This window comes from Microbacterium sp. LEMMJ01 (genome assembly GCF_002114135.1).
Classification (GTDB): domain Bacteria; phylum Actinomycetota; class Actinomycetes; order Actinomycetales; family Microbacteriaceae; genus Microbacterium.
Window position 1 is genome coordinate 312,569 of record NZ_NCTV01000017.1, and the last position, 14,551, is coordinate 327,119.

The window sequence follows — 14,551 nt, forward strand, 5'->3', positions numbered from 1 at the left end:
GGGTACGGTCGTATCCGTGACCTCCATCGAATCGATTCGACGACTCCCCGCGGACCGTGCCACCCGGCGCGCGCGCATCGCCGTCTCGGCGCTGTTCCTCACGAACGGCGCCCTGTTCGCGAACATCCTGCCGCGCTACCCCGAGATCAAGGCCGCCCTCGGCCTGGACAACCTCGGCTACGGTCTCGCGCTCGCCGCCTTCCCCGCCGGCGCGATCGCGGCCGGACTCCTGGCGGCCACGCTGATCCGTCGCTTCGGGTCGGCGCGCATCGCGGTCGTCGGCACCGTGCTCACGAGCCTCGGCCTGCTGTCGGCGGCGTTGTCTCCGACCGGCGTCCTCTTCGCGATCGCCCTCTTCGTCGGCGGCGCCTCCGATGCCATCACCGATGTCGCGCAGAACGCCCACGGCCTGCGCGTGCAGCGGCGGTACGGGCGCTCCATCATCAACTCCTTCCACGCCATCTGGTCCATCGGTGCGGTGATCGGCGGAGTGATGGCCGCGGGCGCGATCGCGCTGCAGCTCCCGCTCGCCGTCCACCTGGGGACCTCGACTGCGGTGTTCGCGACGGTCGCCCTCGTCGCCCTCCGCTTCTGCCTGCGGGGTCGCGACGACGAGACGGAGGCGGACGCCGTGGCGGAACCGCAGGAGATCTCCGGCGCCGTCCGCCGCGGTGTCCCGGCCCGGACGATCATCGCCGTCATCGCCCTGACCCTCATCGCGATGGCCGGGGCCATCGCCGAAGACGCAGGCAACTCGTGGGCCACCCTCTACCTCGGCGACTCCCTGGGAGCGGCGGCAGCCGTCGCGCCGCTCGGGTTCATCGCCCTCGTCGGCGCGCAGTTCGTCGGCCGTCTCCTCGGCGATCCGATGACCGACCGCTTCGGGCAGCGCGCGGTGGCGCGGGTCGGCGGCCTCATCGCCGCCGTCGGGATGACGCTCGCGCTGCTGTTCCCGAGCGTGCCCGGCACGATCCTCGGGTTCGCGGCCGTGGGCTTCGGCATCGCCACCCTCATCCCCGCCGCGATGCACGCCGCCGACGAGCTCCCGGGACTGCGGCCCGGTGTCGGGCTCACCGTGGTGTCCTGGCTGCTGCGGCTCGGCTTCCTGCTGTCGCCGCCGTTCGTCGGGTGGCTGGCGGAGACGCAGAGCCTGCGCGTGGGTCTCGTGGTGGCACCGGTCGCGGCGCTCGTGGCCGTGCTGCTCGCGGGCTTCCTGGACGCCCGGCGTCCGCGGAACGGGTCGGACTAGGCCGGCTCCTCCACAAGATCGGCGCCGCCGTGCGCGGCGTCGGCGTCCGCGGCCTCCTGGATCGCGGCGGTCATCCCGACGAGGAACCGCATGACGACCACGCGCTCCTCATCGGTGAGGTCGTCCACGAGGGAGAGCATCCGGCGGTGCATGGCACCGAGTGTCGCGCGCACCTCGTCGTCGCTGCTCACGGTGGGCACGACGATGCCGGCGCGGCGGTCGGTCGGGTGCGGTTCGCGGCGCGCGTGCCCGCCCTTCTCCAGCCGGTCGATGAGCGTCGTCGTCGACGCGGTGGAGATGTCGAGCATGCGCGCCAGATCGATCGGCCGCACGATGCGACCGGCCTTCTGCTCGCGCAGCAGGAACCGGAGGGCGACGAGGTCGGTCTCGTTCATGCCCATCGACGCGCGCGTCCGGGCGCGCATCGCCGTCTCGGCACTGCGGTAGCGCCGCAGCATGTTGAGCACGTCGACCGTGGTGGCGCGCTCGCTGTCGGGGTACCAGTACCCGGAGGCGTGGAACTCGCCGGTGCTGTCGGTCACGCGACCTCTCCTTCGTCGCTGGAACCGGCCTCCCGCTCGAGCATCTCCATCGCGCCGGTCTCGACCTCGGCCGGGACGATGCGCAGAAGACCGCCCGTGATCGCATCGGTCTCGGCGGCGATGATCTGCTCGATCCGGCGTCGCGAGACGGAGGGGAAGAGTTCCTCCAGGCGTGCGAGCAGATCGGCGTAGCGGATGTACGACGCCTCCTCGAGGCTCAGTGGCTCGGGCATGGCATCCTTTCGGGGGCAGGGTTCCATCATCGCACCTCCGGAAGTCCCTGGTCGCCCCCGATATCGCTAGACAGCCTTACTGTCAGGTTGCCGAGGTACCATGGGGTTCGGGGAAGGAGGATCTCTGCATGGGAAACACGAGTACCGACGTCACGACCTCAGCGCTCGCTCGCGATGTCGACGACTTCCGTCGCGCCGACGCGCAGTTGAACCGCCGTCTCGCCGCCCGACGCGAACCCAACGATACCGACCGTGCGGCGATGCACTTCATCAGCACCGCGCCCGTCGAGAAGCCCGTCACTCCCCGCGACCTCGCCACCTACCTCGGCATCAGTACGGCCGCCGTCACGAGCGTCGTGCGACGGATGTCGGAGCGGGGGCAGATCGTCGTCGCGCCGCACCCCCTGGATGCGCGGTCCAAGGTCCTCCGGCCGTCGCTCCGCGATCTGCACGGACAGGGCGACGAGCTGGCGCAGCGCGTGGCCGCCATCGAGGGTGAGTTCACCGCGGAAGAGGCGACCGTGATCTCCCGCTTCTTGCGCCGCCTGACCGACGAGCTCGGCGATCTTCCCTAATCGATTTGATTTAACTAGTTAAACTAGTAAACTATCCTCGTCCAGGTTTTCTGCCACGAGGAGAAGAACATGGGAACCCTCACCTACGCGAACCTCGCCGAGCCGATCGAGATCAACGACGAGCTGCTCGCCCACCTTCGCGCCGCCACCGTCACCAAGCTGCGGCGCAACGAGCCGTTCGCGCTCACGGTGCAGACCGGCGCCGACTGCACCGAGACGCTGTGGATCCACGCGTCCATCCCGATCCGCTTCGTCGTCGAGACGTCGGTCACCCTGCAGCGACCGCTGCTGGCCCGTCTCATGCAGGCCGCGGGTTCGACCGGCGGACTCGACCTCACCGACCCCGAGCTCGCGCTCGATGCGGTATCGCGCGAATTGCACGCGATGTCCGCCTGATAACGGAGGGGTGCAGACCTGCCTCACCGCCTCGGGATCCTCTTCAAGGGCTCTCGGATCCCGGGCGGTGACGGCTACGGCGAGAACGGAGCGGGGGCTCTCGATCGCCGACCGCGGCATCCGGCCGCCGGGATTCGGGTTCCCGGCAGCCGGATGCCGTTTCTTCGTCAGAGGGCGGTGTAGCCGCCGTCGACCAGGTGGTAGCTGCCGGTGATGAAGCTCGCGGCGTCGCTCGCGAGGAACACCACGAGGTTCGCGACCTCCTCCGCCTGGCCGAGACGCCCGATCGGGTGCTTCGACACGAGGAAGTCCTTCGCCTCGTCGCCCATGTTCGCCAGGAGCGGGGTGTCGATGAAGCCGGGGCCGACCGAGTTCACGCGGACCCCCTGCGCGGAGTACTCGAGGGCGGCGGTCTTCGTCATACCGACGACGCCGTGCTTGGCGGTGACGTAGGCGGGGGAGCCGGCGAAGCCGACACTGCCGAGGATCGAGGCGATGTTCACGACCGATCCGCCGCCGTTGGCGAGGATCGACGGGATCTGCGCCTTCATGTTGCGGAACACGGCGTTGAGGTTGATGGCGATCACCTTGTCCCACGCGTCTTCCTCGTAGTCCGCGGTGGGTGCCGTCGCGCCGCCGATGCCGGCGTTGTTGACGCCGATGCGGAGCGGGGCGAGCGAGTTGGCGAGCTCGACCGACGAGGCGATCCAGGCCGGGTCCGTCGCGTCGCCGACCGACGCCTCCGCGGTGCCGCCAGCGGCGCGGATCTCCTCGACGACCGCGTTCGCGTGCTCCGCGTTCAGGTCGTTGACCACCACCGCCGCGCCGTTCTGCGCCAGCAGCAGGGCGACCGCGCGGCCGATGCCGCTGCCCGCTCCTGTCACGATCGCCGAGCGGTTCGAGACGTCGTACTGAGCCACTTTCGGGCTCCTTCCCGGGCGGGCGCGGTGCCGGGAGATCTTCTCGGACGGTCCGTCCTTCCCTCCAGCCTACGCCCGGAATACCGGTGTGGATTCATGTGAATGGAAATGTTCAGCGGGCTAGCTGCGCTGTGGGGACCGTCTGCCCCGGGGAAATGTCGGAAACGCTTTGAGCTTGCATCAAGTGCAAGCTATAGACGACTCCGACCGTCTGGGTTTAAGCGACGGCGCTGGTGCGCTCTTCTTCGATTCCGTCGACCAGGCTGCGCAAGGTACGGGTGTTGAGCTGGGGGTCGTTATCGGCGCGGTAGCTCGAGTTCACTAGTTCGCGAAGTTCGATGGCGCGGGTGAGTCGGTCGGTCTCTCGCTTCGCGCGCCAGGGTTCGGGTGTCGCGAGCAGGTTAGCCACCTCGGCGGCGCGTGCGTGCATGTAGTGACTGCGGTAGTCGTCGAGCGGGCCGAGGAGCGACTGGCCACACGCGTCAATGCGGCATCCGAGACGGGTGCGAACATCGCTGTGTTCGAGGAGTGCGCGCGCTCGCTTCATGCTGAGGGTCGCGGCGATGCCAGGGAGGTAGACCCCCTGCCACGCGCCGCCCTTCCGCTTGCCGTCCTCGTCAAGTTTCGGCGGCCTGTTCTGGCGGGAGATGTCTCCGGCGTGGTTGACGTGCTCCATCTGGCCGAGGCCGACCGAGAATCCGTCGACGTGGCCGAGCGCGAAACCGGCCTGCCCGACATTGCCCGAGCGGCCGAGCACGACGTGCATCCCCTGCTCTCGGAAGACGTCCGCTGCCGCGAATGCGGATCGAACTTTCTGGATCCCATCGTTCTCTCCGCCCAGCGGGGTGAAGCGGAGTTCGATCGAGCTGATGCCCGCGGAAGCGTAGTCGCGGGCGAGGCGGTTGATCAGCTCCTGGTTCACGCGCGCGCGTAGCGTCAGGACGGGCCGAACGGGCAGATCGGTATGGAGGGCTGTCGCTTCCGCGAGAGCGAGGTTGAGCATTCCCTCTCGCTCGTCTCTGACCATGAAGTGTGGCGGTGTCACCATCGTCGCCGAATCGGGGTGTGCGTCCAGAACGGCATCAACGAGCTTCTGGCGTGCGCCGAGGTTGGAGGCCAGGACCGCGAGGTCGTAGGGCTCCCCGGTGTAACCGGGGATGCCGTCCAAGGTCAGGCCCGGCGCGTCGAGGCGTTCGGTGCGCGGGTCGTAGAGGACGTCGATGCCCTTGTCGACCGCCGCGTCCGCTGCGCCTTGCTGGTGCTTGGCGCTTTTCGTGTGCAGCACGATGGCGGAAACCCCGGAGTGTTCGCGAGAGAGGAAGTCCTCGACCTTGAGGTGGTCTTGCGCATTCAGGTGAAACTCGAGGCTCATCGTGTCCTACCTTCCCAGTGGCTGTTCATGTCATACTATAGGACATAACACCCGACAGAGTAAGGACACGCCATGAGCGCAACCGCAGAACGTGGAGCGTTGGCCCTCAAAGTGACCACGATCATCGATCACCTCGGTCTCACCCAAGAAGAGGTCGGTGGCATCGTCGACGCGTCAGCGAGATCAGTGGCTCGTTGGTCGAGCGGTGACGTCGTTCCTCAGAAACTGAACAAGCAACGGCTGCTGGAGCTCGCATACGTTGCGCAGGCGGTAACGGAAATCTTGCCTACCGATCACGCGAATGTATGGATGTTCGAGCCGAACAAACTGCTCGATCACGACACGCCAGCCGAGCGGATCCATGCTGGCGGATACCGGGACGTTCTTAATCTGATCGAAGCGATCGCAGAAGGCGTCGTAGTGTGACGGGTCTCGACGACGATCTCGTGCAGCGAGTAGATCAGCTGCCGCGCACAGTCTGGTCTGCAGACACCTTCAGGTACACGGGATCTTCCCGCGATCCCCTTTCCGGTGCGGGCGCACGACTGTTCGGCGGCCGGTGGAACCCGAAGGACATCTTCGCCACGATCTACCTCGCCACACCCGTGTCTGCGTGCATGGGAGAGCTGGCGAGGGCCGCGACCAGCCAGAGCGCACCGGTCGAGGTCTTCCTCCAAGCTGACTACTCGCTCCATACCATCGCTGTTTCCGAGATCACGGTTCTCGACCTTCGCGCCCCAGCCGCGCTCGCTCACGTCGGGCTTTCGGATGGCGACATCCGAGATCCCGATTGGACGGCGTGTCAGAACATCGGAAACGCCGCGTGGTTTCTGGGATTCGGCGGCATTCTGGCTCCCTCCGCGACAGGAGATGGCATCGTACTCGCCGCGTTCGAAGCGCGGGCAAGCCCGCACCTGTCGATTCGCGACACGGAGAGGCTTACTCACGACCTCTACACTCGCCTAGTTGGGTCAGACGAAGCCCTTTCTAAGCGGCGCGGATGACCGTGACTCCGGGGCAGATCGCGGTCTCGTAGGGATCGCATGCGGTTCATATTCGGGCGCCATTGTCCGCATTAGTTCTGTGAGTTCGCGAGCTACTCCGACCATGAGCGCGTTTTTGTGCTCCCACGACATCCGCGCGACGACTCGACGCTCATCGACGCTTGACGACGACCGCACCCTGGCCTCGCGCTTGACGCGCAAGTTCGAGAGGATGCACGCGCTGAGCGCCTCGTTCTCGACTGGTCAGGCACAGCGAGCTGCCACCGAGCTGAAGTCATGGCGCGAGACAACCACCGCGATCGCGGCAGCACGGCTTCCGATCGACTTCGAGGGCTGCCGTATGCGTGGTCCGGAATCAGCACTCGGTATGCCCGTCTGCTGGAGCCGATTTTCTTCCGGTTTGACCGGAATGGGGCTATGGTGAGGGCCAAAGCCGGCCCACGGCCCGGGCCGGCTTTTCTTAGGCCCGCAGGAGCGCGAGTTCTGACCCGTGGGTCGTCGCTCGCGGCGTCAGCATCCCGCGCTTCATCCGGCAGGAGGGTCCTGAAGTGAAACCGCTTAGACGGGTTTGAGTGGGGCGCTTCGCCCGTCACACAAGCGCGTCGGGTTTGTCTTCGTATGTTGTGGCCGCGACCCCAGACCTCTGCAACCGTCTTACGAGCAGGTTGAGACATGGCTTCACGGCGGAGGCGAATATCCTCGTCGAGCCGAGGATGTTCACCAGGTGGGGGCTGAGGGCATAGTACGTTCGCACGAACCTCTTCCCGCCGGGTTTTCGAAGAAGCACGTCGTCCCGCCACCGACGTAGAACCCTAACTTCTGGACAGTCGTAAGAGCCGTACACGGCTGTCGCGATGTAGCACCCTGATGATCGCTGCGGCCGCATGATGTGCTCGGAAATGCGGGCATCGATCTCGGCAACCTGACTCATGAAGCCAGCGATTCGCTCATAGATGACACTGAACCCCCGTGTACGCACCTCCTGCATTGATACCTCGGGGGAGATTGCGGAACGGTCGAGTCGGCACCGTAAGCTGAAACCAGACCCGCCGGACTGAAGCCTCGTCTCCACCAGTCTCCAGCCGTTCTGCTCGGCAAGGCGTCGAAACTCGACCCAGCTGGACGACGTGTCGTTCTCCCTGAAAGCGCGCCGGTCCTCTTCAGTCATCTCCAGAAGCGAGAATGCTTCAAGTTCGACGAATTCCTCGTCCAGGAGTGGGTGGATCCCCACCGTGGGGTACATAACTCGCAAAGGTGCAGCTCCCTGAGGGAGAAAATCCTCGATCTGAACGAGCATTGCGACAGGGTCAGAGCGCCGCGACTCGAGTTCCATCCACGTGGCGAATCCCGCGACAGCTCCTAACGTGTCGTCCATGGCCACGATGTCACCGCGCACGTAGTCCTCGCGATTCATCTCCCATACTTCGATGCCCTTGTTCGAGCACTGCATCATGAGTTGAGCTTCCCACACGCAAACAGAACGCTCGAACGGTGGCTGAAATCGACTAGACATCATGAACCCGATCAGTCAAAGAAAGAGGCCGTCGGCAAGACGAGTGCCGCAGGCGCTGTGTACGAGCACCCTAGCGGTCGCCGATCGTTGGCGGTGCGGACTGGCACCGGGATGAGCACGCCTCAAGCTCCCGCGCTATACGCTGAGACCATGCTGCAGGCTCGTCAGGATGTTCTCGGCTTCGAGCAAGGAGAGTTGTGACCCGCATCTTCGACAACATCGAGTTGAACCTCGGTAGCCAACTCGTCGAAACCTTCAGAGGATCCAACCGTATCGACGCGGCCGTGGGCTACTTCAACCTTCGCGGCTGGAAGCTGTTTAGCGATGTCGTGCAGGACCGGGAGGTTGGCAAGGGTCCAGCAGCACGTGTCCTGATTGGGATGGTGCATGGCGACCCTGAGGACCAAGTACTCGATTATCTTCAGCGCACTCTGGAGGGCGCTCCGCTCGACGACCTGATGGATCGCAAGACTGCGCAAGCTAGGCAACAGCAGGCGAGACTCAAGTTTCGGCAGCAGCTGATGCGTGGTGCACCTACAGCCTCGGATGAGGCCACGATCCGAGCGCTTCGGGCGCAGCTCTCCGACGGACGGGTAGAGATCAAGCTGTTCACCCGCCGGCCTCTCCACGGCAAGACCTATATTTGCCACCGCAACGACAAGATCGCTCCGATCGTTGCTTACGTCGGATCCTCTAATCTGACGACGTCCGGACTCGCGAATAACTTCGAGCTCAATGTGGATGTCGTTGATTCAGATGGTGCTGCGAAACTCGATGGTTGGTTCGAAGACCGCTGGACCGACAAGTTCTCGATCGATGTCACCGAGGATCTGATTGAAGTCATCGATGAGTCCTGGGCGAGCGAGATCCCGCTCACACCATACGAGGTGTACTTAAAGGTGTGCTGGCATCTTTCTCGGGACGTACGTGAGGGCCTTATCGAGTACACGTTGCCGCCGGTGATGCGTAACCAGTTGCTCGAGTATCAAGAGAGCGCCGTCAAGACCCTTTCTCGCCGCATCATGACTAAGGGTGGCGCGATGCTTGGCGACGTTGTCGGCCTCGGCAAGACTCTTACGGCTACGGCGACTGCCATGCTGCTCAACGAGGCCGAGGGGTACCGAACCCTGATCGTATGCCCGGTCAACCTGGTCAAGATGTGGGAGGAGCATCGGGAGAAGTACGAGCTGAACGCCACGGTTGTTCCGTACAGCATGGCCGCCAAGCGGCTCCCCGAGCTGGGGCGCTATCAGTTCGTCATCGTGGATGAATCGCACACGTTGCGCAACGACACCCGCCAGGACTACCAGGCGCTGGCGGAGTACATCCGCAACTACGATTGCCGCGTATTGCTACTGACCGCAACGCCGTACAACATCCGATTCAAGGATGTGGGAAATCAGCTTGGTCTCTACATCGATCCGGACGAGGATCTCGGCTTGCAGCCAGTTGTGGCGATGTCCAAAGACGACCGGTTCGCGGAGCGTCTAGACGGAAAAACCAGCACCCTCGAGGCCTTCAAACGCAGCGAAGAGCCAGATGACTGGAAACGATTGATGAGCGAGCATCTCATCCGTCGCACCCGCTCATTCATTCGCAAAAACTACGCACTCGTCGACGAGCACGGCAAGGAGTACCTTACTTTCTCCAATGGAGACCGATTCTCGTTCCCTGCTCGCATCCCCAAGCCACTCGTGCACTCGTTTGGCGCCAACGACCCGGCGGCCAAGATGGAATCGGTCGAGACGCTCGACACGATCGACCATCTGTTGCTCCCGCGGTACAACCTGGCCGCGTACCTCAAGAAGGCCCCGAACCTTTCTCCCGAGGAGAAGCGGACGGTGGAGCGTTTTGAGCGCGGCAGCGGCCACCTCATCGGATTCGTACGTAGCGGACTCTACAAGCGCCTCTCTAGCTGCGGGTATTCGTTCGTGTTGTCGCTGAAGCGACACATCGCGCGCAACAACCTCTACATCTATGCCGTCGAGAACGACCTCGCCCTGCCTCTTGGCACACTCCTCGACATCATGCTTACCTCAAGCGAGAGCGACGACGACGCCGAGGGAGATTACGAGGGCACCGAGCCCCCGCTCGACCGTGACGGCAAGAGCGAGTACGAGGCGTTGCTCGCCTCCGCCCCTAGATCGGTGAGATGGATCCGCCCATCGATTTTTACCCCGCAGCTGCTCGACGACCTCCGATCCGACACCGAAGCTCTCATGGCCTTGATGCACGAGTTTGGGGCCTGGACCGCCGACGTGGACTCGAAGCTCGCCGAGCTCATCAGATTGCTCACTGAGACACATCCTGATGAGAAGGTGCTGATCTTCACCGAGTACAAGGACACCGCCAAGTACGTCGCCGAGGCACTGCAAGAGGCTGGTATCGACCGCGTTGGCATCGCCAGCGGCGAAACTAACAATCCGACCGAGGTCGCGCGCCGCTTCTCGCCGCTGTCGAACACGCTCGGCTCGGCGGCGCTCAACGACACCGATACGGCGACCGACCCTGACCCCGCAACAGAGTACCGAGTACTGGTTGCAACAGATGTGCTGTCAGAAGGACAAAATCTGCAGGACGCTCATATCGTGGTCAACTACGACCTACCCTGGGCAATCATCCGGCTCATTCAGCGCGCTGGCCGAGTCGACCGCATCGGCCAGAAAGCCGATGAGGTCCTGATCTACTCGCTTTGGCACGATGGTGTGGAACAGGTTCTCAACCTGCGCCAGCGGATCTCGGAACGCTTGCATGCCAACGCCGAAGTGTTCGGGTCGGACGAGCAGTTCTTCGGTTCCGAGGATGAGGTCCGCATCATTGAAGACCTCTACAAGGGCAAGCTCGATGAGAACGAGCTTGACAATGAAGTCGATGCGTCCAGCCTGGCGTACGAGGTGTGGAGCACTGCCGAACAGGACACGCCGGAGATCACCCATCGCGTCCAGGAGCTGCCTGACCTCGTCTACTCCACCCGCCCTGCTCTGACGGAGCGGGATACAGACGGCGTCGTCTGCTACATCCGCACCGAGAACGAGAACGATGGTTTCGGATTCGGTACCGCCGATGGGGTACGCCTGCTCACCGGGCAGGAGGCACTTGCGCGCTTCCGATGCGAGCCTGCGACTCCTGCGATTCCCGCGCGCGCCGACCACTTCCCGCTGCTGATCCAAATGGCTCAGGGCAATCTCATCCAGAGTGGCAACATCGAGGGCCGCCTCAGCGGCGTCCGCAAGCGTCTGTGGAACAAGCTCAACGGGGCGCTTGTAGCCAGTAAGGGCGAAGTAGCAGCCGCGCTCGAGGCGATCTTCACACGACCTCTCACGAAAGAAGCCGAAAAGCGATTCACCACCGCGCTCGCAACGAGAAGCGATGTCGACGAGCTCGCCGAGCTGCTCGTGCTCTTGCACCGAGATAAGCGTCTAGTGATCGATGTCGCCGCGGTCGACCCCATCCATATCGTTTGCTCAATGGGAGTGGTGGCATGAGCGCTTCGGAGCGCATGAAGCTCGTCAACGCCGGTGACTTTCAGTCCCTGTTCCTTGAGGAACTCGGCTGGGACCGACCCGACCAGCCTCCACTCAAAATCAACATCGACGAGCAGACCTACACCCTGGATCAGGTCGCTGGATACTCTGGTCTACGTGTTTGGCTCTGCCGGGAAGTCCCAGATGCTCGCACCCAACGCCTGATCGACCAGCAAGTCCGCAAAATCTCCGATGCCCGCCTGCTGATCTTCGCCGACGATGACCACCAGGAGTGGCGGTGGCTCCAGGCTGCCGACGCAGATGGAGTAGGACAGCCCCGCCTCGCATTGCACCGACATTTCATCGGTACAAGTAACGAGGCGCTCAACCAACGCCTGGGCACCATCGAGATACCGCTCAACGAGCACTGGACGCTCATCGACGTGCTTCGGCGGATGCGCGCAGCCTTCGACGCCGACCTGGTCACCCGACGCTTCTACGATCAGTTCGTTCGACGCCAGCGTGCACTCACGAGCGTCATCGAGGGCATCGCCGATGACGGTGAGCGGGAGTGGTACTCCGCGCTGCTGATGAACCGCCTGATGTTTATCTATTTCATGCAGAAGAAGTCCTTCATGGACGATGACACCGACTATCTCCGTAATCGTTTAAACCGACTTAGTGACATGGTCGGCGGAGGCCAGTTCTATGGCTTTTACCGCGACTTCCTCCTGCCGATGTTTCACAAGGGCCTCGGCGGCAGGAATCATGACTATCCCACGGACGTCATTCGGGAGCTCGTGGGCGATGTCCCGTACATCAATGGAGGCATCTTCACCGAGCATGAGCTCGAGCGGGACAACACGATCGACGTCCCCGATGAGATCTTCACCTCGATCTTTGACCTCTTCGACAAGTTCCAGTGGCACCTCGACGACCGCCCCACCGCCGCGCAGAACGAGATCAACCCCGACGTGCTCGGCTACATCTTCGAGCAGTTCGTCAACGAGAAGGAAAGTCAGGACAATCGCGGGTCTGACAAGGGGGCTTATTACACCAAGGAGGACGTCACTCACTTCATGGCAAGTAACGCCATGGTGCCGGTCTTCCTCGAGCGCCTCATCGAGCGCACCGGTATCAACCCTTGGCGCTACGTGCGGGAGACCCCGGAAGCATACATCTGGACAAGCCTCGCCTGGGGCACGGATCGTCCACTGCCGCCCGAAATCGAAGCCCAACGCACCGAACAGCACAGGCCGCTCTGGGGCGTCCTCGCAGACAGCACTCTGGGGTTGCCCGGCGAAACGTGGTGGGAGGTCGATCGACGTCGACAGGAGCACGCCCAGGTACTCGCCGCAGCACGCCGCGGCGAGATCGACTCCGTTAACCGTGCCGTCACCGAGAACATCGACCTTGAACAGCTCGCGATCGACACGATCGATCAGCTGAACGCCCCCGAGCAGGCTCTAGCGGCTTGGCAGATTCTCACCCAACTCAGGGTGATCGACCCGACCTGCGGTTCGGGAGCGTTCCTCTTCGCCGGCCTGCGCATCCTGCAGCCGTTGTACGAGGCCACCCTCGATGCGCTCGATCGTCACACTCGCTCGACCGAGTTCCCTGAGGGAGCAGCACTCCTAGCGAAAGTGGACGATCACGCGAATCGAGAGTATTTCATCCTCAAGCACGCCACACTGTCGAACCTCTACGGCGTGGATATCATGCGGGAAGCCGTCGAGATCGCCCGTCTGCGTCTGTTTCTCAAGCTCGTCGCCACAATCGACGACCGAGGCGACCTAGAGCCGCTGCCCGACCTTGACTTCAACATCAAAGCAGGCAACACGCTGGTCGGCGCCCTCAACGAAGACTCACTTGATAAGGACGTCACCGACTGGTTCTTGAAGCCTCGCGTAGCGGAGGTCAAAAAATCTGCGGCTCGCATCGCGCAGGCTTACAGCGTCTTCCGCGAGGGGCAGGAGACCGGCGACGCTGATCCGGTGCACCGCAGTGCGCTCATCAAGCTACTCGACGAGGTGCGGACGCACGTCAACGAGCTCTATCACTCGGCTATCCAGTTCACTCAGAGTGAGCCATTGCCGCTCGGCGCGTGGGTAGACACCCATCATCCGTTCCATTGGTTCGTCGAGTTCCCGGAGGTTTTTCACCAGGGCGGGTTTGATGTCGTCATCGGCAATCCTCCTTACGTCAACCGACGGGAACTCAGCTACCGCATCACCGGTTTCGAAACTGACGACATCGACGACATCTACGCCTCCTGCTGTGAACGTTCGGCGCAGATCACCCGCCCAGATGGTCGGCTCAGCCTGATTGTCCCGATCCGGAGTCAATTCAGCGATCGCGACGAATCGCTCCGCAGGTTTTACGAGCGCCGGTTTGGCTCGCTGTGGGTAAGCACGTTCCAGGAACGACCGGCCGCCCTTTTCCAGGTCAAGGTGCGCAGCACCATCATCACCGCTGCTGGCGAGGGCAGCGCAGCAGAGCTGCGCACGACACTCACGCACAGCTGGATCGAGGCATTCCGCCCCCATCTACTGGCGACGTTGCGATACTCGCTTCGGCCGCCCGGGGCGAGAACGCCGAACTGGATGCGGGCCAGTAGTGACGAGATGTTCGAACTGATCGACACGTTGATAGCGAAGGGCGCACTCAGCTCGTCGCTCGTCCGCGTGAGCGACTTCTCGGTCGGTTTCAAGAAAACCGCGACCTACTTCCTCAGTACATACACCCAGTCGCCGATCACCTATGACAAGAGAACTCATCTGACTGTCCCTCTCAACGAGGGGAAGCTGTTCGTGCAGAACCGCGCAGACCAGCTCGCAGCAAGCGCGGTCGCTGCGTCGCGGCTCGCCTTCTTGTGGTGGACGTTCACGGGTGACTGCTTCAACGTCACCAAGAGCACGATGTCACAGATCCCGTTCCCGTTGCACAGCTTTGGACAAGATACCTTCGACGCCCTCGTTGAGCTCGGGGAGCGAATTGAGGCTTCGTTGCCGGAGGTGCGCTCATGGGACCTCAACTCCGGTAAGTATGTTGGCGGATACGCGATCCCCGAACTGGACTATCTCGCCCGCGAGGCCGATGAGATCATGCTCAACGCGATCGGGCGGATCGATCTGCTCCCAGAGATCCAATATGCGCACGCCCGCATGTACAAGAGCACCGGAGTATCGGGAACGACGTTCCGTCAGCTGCCGTTCGAAATCGAGGCGCGAGGCGCCGGCCGACCAGGGCCCTGATCGTCGCTGCGAATCTGCGTCGGAGGCCG

General features: G+C 63.3%; 13 protein-coding genes. 8 read left to right on the forward strand and 5 right to left on the reverse strand.

Translation table 11 applies throughout. From position 1 onward, the window contains the following. The first annotated feature begins 16 nt into the window (after positions 1-16). Complete coding sequence (locus B7W94_RS03945; protein WP_441338624.1) at positions 17-1,249, forward strand: MFS transporter; 1,233 nt, start codon at positions 17-19, stop codon at positions 1,247-1,249. Here B7W94_RS03945 and B7W94_RS03950 read toward each other — a convergent pair. After that, positions 1,246-1,791, reverse strand: a complete 546-nt coding sequence (locus tag B7W94_RS03950) for a MarR family winged helix-turn-helix transcriptional regulator (RefSeq protein ID WP_085604555.1) — start codon at positions 1,789-1,791, stop codon at positions 1,246-1,248. The genes B7W94_RS03945 and B7W94_RS03950 overlap by 4 nt on opposite strands. Beyond that, positions 1,788-2,024, reverse strand: a complete 237-nt coding sequence (locus tag B7W94_RS03955; protein ID WP_025104060.1) for a hypothetical protein — start codon at positions 2,022-2,024, stop codon at positions 1,788-1,790. Before B7W94_RS03955 ends, B7W94_RS03950 begins: the two co-directional genes overlap by 4 nt. Positions 2,025-2,152: 128 nt before the next feature. On the opposite strand from B7W94_RS03955, the gene B7W94_RS03960 reads away from it, so the two are divergent. Then, entirely contained in the window at positions 2,153-2,599 is a 447-nt protein-coding gene (locus tag B7W94_RS03960) for a MarR family winged helix-turn-helix transcriptional regulator (protein WP_085604560.1), read from the forward strand. A 69-nt stretch (positions 2,600-2,668) separates the two neighbouring features. Further along, entirely contained in the window at positions 2,669-2,995 is a 327-nt protein-coding gene (locus tag B7W94_RS03965; RefSeq protein WP_085604563.1) for a DUF7882 family protein, read from the forward strand. A 167-nt stretch (positions 2,996-3,162) separates the two neighbouring features. Here the strand turns inward: B7W94_RS03965 and B7W94_RS03970 are convergent, their stop codons facing one another. Further along, entirely contained in the window at positions 3,163-3,915 is a 753-nt protein-coding gene (locus B7W94_RS03970; RefSeq protein WP_062633228.1) for an SDR family NAD(P)-dependent oxidoreductase, read from the reverse strand. A gap of 217 nt (positions 3,916-4,132) precedes the next feature. Then, the gene (locus B7W94_RS03975) at positions 4,133-5,287 is read right to left on the reverse strand and encodes a hypothetical protein (protein WP_216353866.1); all 1,155 of its coding nucleotides are present in this window, start codon (positions 5,285-5,287) and stop codon (positions 4,133-4,135) included. A 72-nt stretch (positions 5,288-5,359) separates the two neighbouring features. On the opposite strand from B7W94_RS03975, the gene B7W94_RS03985 reads away from it, so the two are divergent. From B7W94_RS03985 to B7W94_RS17855, 3 genes are all read left to right on the forward strand, one after another. Continuing rightward, positions 5,360-5,713: an antitoxin Xre/MbcA/ParS toxin-binding domain-containing protein gene (locus B7W94_RS03985; protein WP_085604568.1), complete on the forward strand. Its 354-nt coding sequence runs from the start codon at positions 5,360-5,362 to the stop codon at positions 5,711-5,713. Next, the gene (locus tag B7W94_RS03990) at positions 5,710-6,291 is read left to right on the forward strand and encodes an RES family NAD+ phosphorylase (RefSeq protein WP_085604571.1); all 582 of its coding nucleotides are present in this window, start codon (positions 5,710-5,712) and stop codon (positions 6,289-6,291) included. The genes B7W94_RS03985 and B7W94_RS03990 overlap by 4 nt, the downstream gene beginning before the upstream one ends. Positions 6,292-6,394: 103 nt before the next feature. Continuing rightward, on the forward strand, positions 6,395-6,715 hold the full coding sequence (locus B7W94_RS17855) for a hypothetical protein (protein WP_139833243.1): 321 nt from the start codon (positions 6,395-6,397) through the stop codon (positions 6,713-6,715). Positions 6,716-6,880: 165 nt separating this feature from the next. Here B7W94_RS17855 and B7W94_RS03995 read toward each other — a convergent pair whose 3' ends face one another. Continuing rightward, positions 6,881-7,744: a CFI-box-CTERM domain-containing protein gene (locus B7W94_RS03995; protein WP_085604574.1), complete on the reverse strand. Its 864-nt coding sequence runs from the start codon at positions 7,742-7,744 to the stop codon at positions 6,881-6,883. A 257-nt stretch (positions 7,745-8,001) separates the two neighbouring features. On the opposite strand from B7W94_RS03995, the gene B7W94_RS04000 reads away from it, so the two are divergent. Further along, positions 8,002-11,289, forward strand: coding sequence for a helicase-related protein (locus B7W94_RS04000; protein WP_085604577.1), 3,288 nt, complete (start codon positions 8,002-8,004; stop codon positions 11,287-11,289). Beyond that, positions 11,286-14,522 (forward strand): Eco57I restriction-modification methylase domain-containing protein, encoded by a 3,237-nt coding sequence (locus B7W94_RS04005; RefSeq protein ID WP_085604580.1) that lies wholly within the window; start codon positions 11,286-11,288, stop codon positions 14,520-14,522. The genes B7W94_RS04000 and B7W94_RS04005 overlap by 4 nt, the downstream gene beginning before the upstream one ends. Positions 14,523-14,551 lie beyond the last annotated feature (29 nt).

What these genes read in the sequence shown, in the direction of transcription:
- B7W94_RS04005 (WP_085604580.1), top strand. Translation starts at nt 11,286, where the DNA reads ATGAGCGCTTCGGAGCGCATGAAGCTCGTCAACGCCGGTGACTTTCAG.
- B7W94_RS03985 (WP_085604568.1), top strand. Translation starts at nt 5,360, where the DNA reads ATGAGCGCAACCGCAGAACGTGGAGCGTTGGCCCTCAAAGTGACCACG.
- B7W94_RS03975 (WP_216353866.1), bottom strand. Translation starts at nt 5,287, where the DNA reads ATGAGCCTCGAGTTTCACCTGAATGCGCAAGACCACCTCAAGGTCGAG.
- B7W94_RS17855 (WP_139833243.1), top strand. Translation starts at nt 6,395, where the DNA reads ATGAGCGCGTTTTTGTGCTCCCACGACATCCGCGCGACGACTCGACGC.
- B7W94_RS03955 (WP_025104060.1), bottom strand. Translation starts at nt 2,024, where the DNA reads ATGCCCGAGCCACTGAGCCTCGAGGAGGCGTCGTACATCCGCTACGCC.
- B7W94_RS03995 (WP_085604574.1), bottom strand. Translation starts at nt 7,744, where the DNA reads ATGATGCAGTGCTCGAACAAGGGCATCGAAGTATGGGAGATGAATCGC.
- B7W94_RS03960 (WP_085604560.1), top strand. Translation starts at nt 2,153, where the DNA reads ATGGGAAACACGAGTACCGACGTCACGACCTCAGCGCTCGCTCGCGAT.
- B7W94_RS03965 (WP_085604563.1), top strand. Translation starts at nt 2,669, where the DNA reads ATGGGAACCCTCACCTACGCGAACCTCGCCGAGCCGATCGAGATCAAC.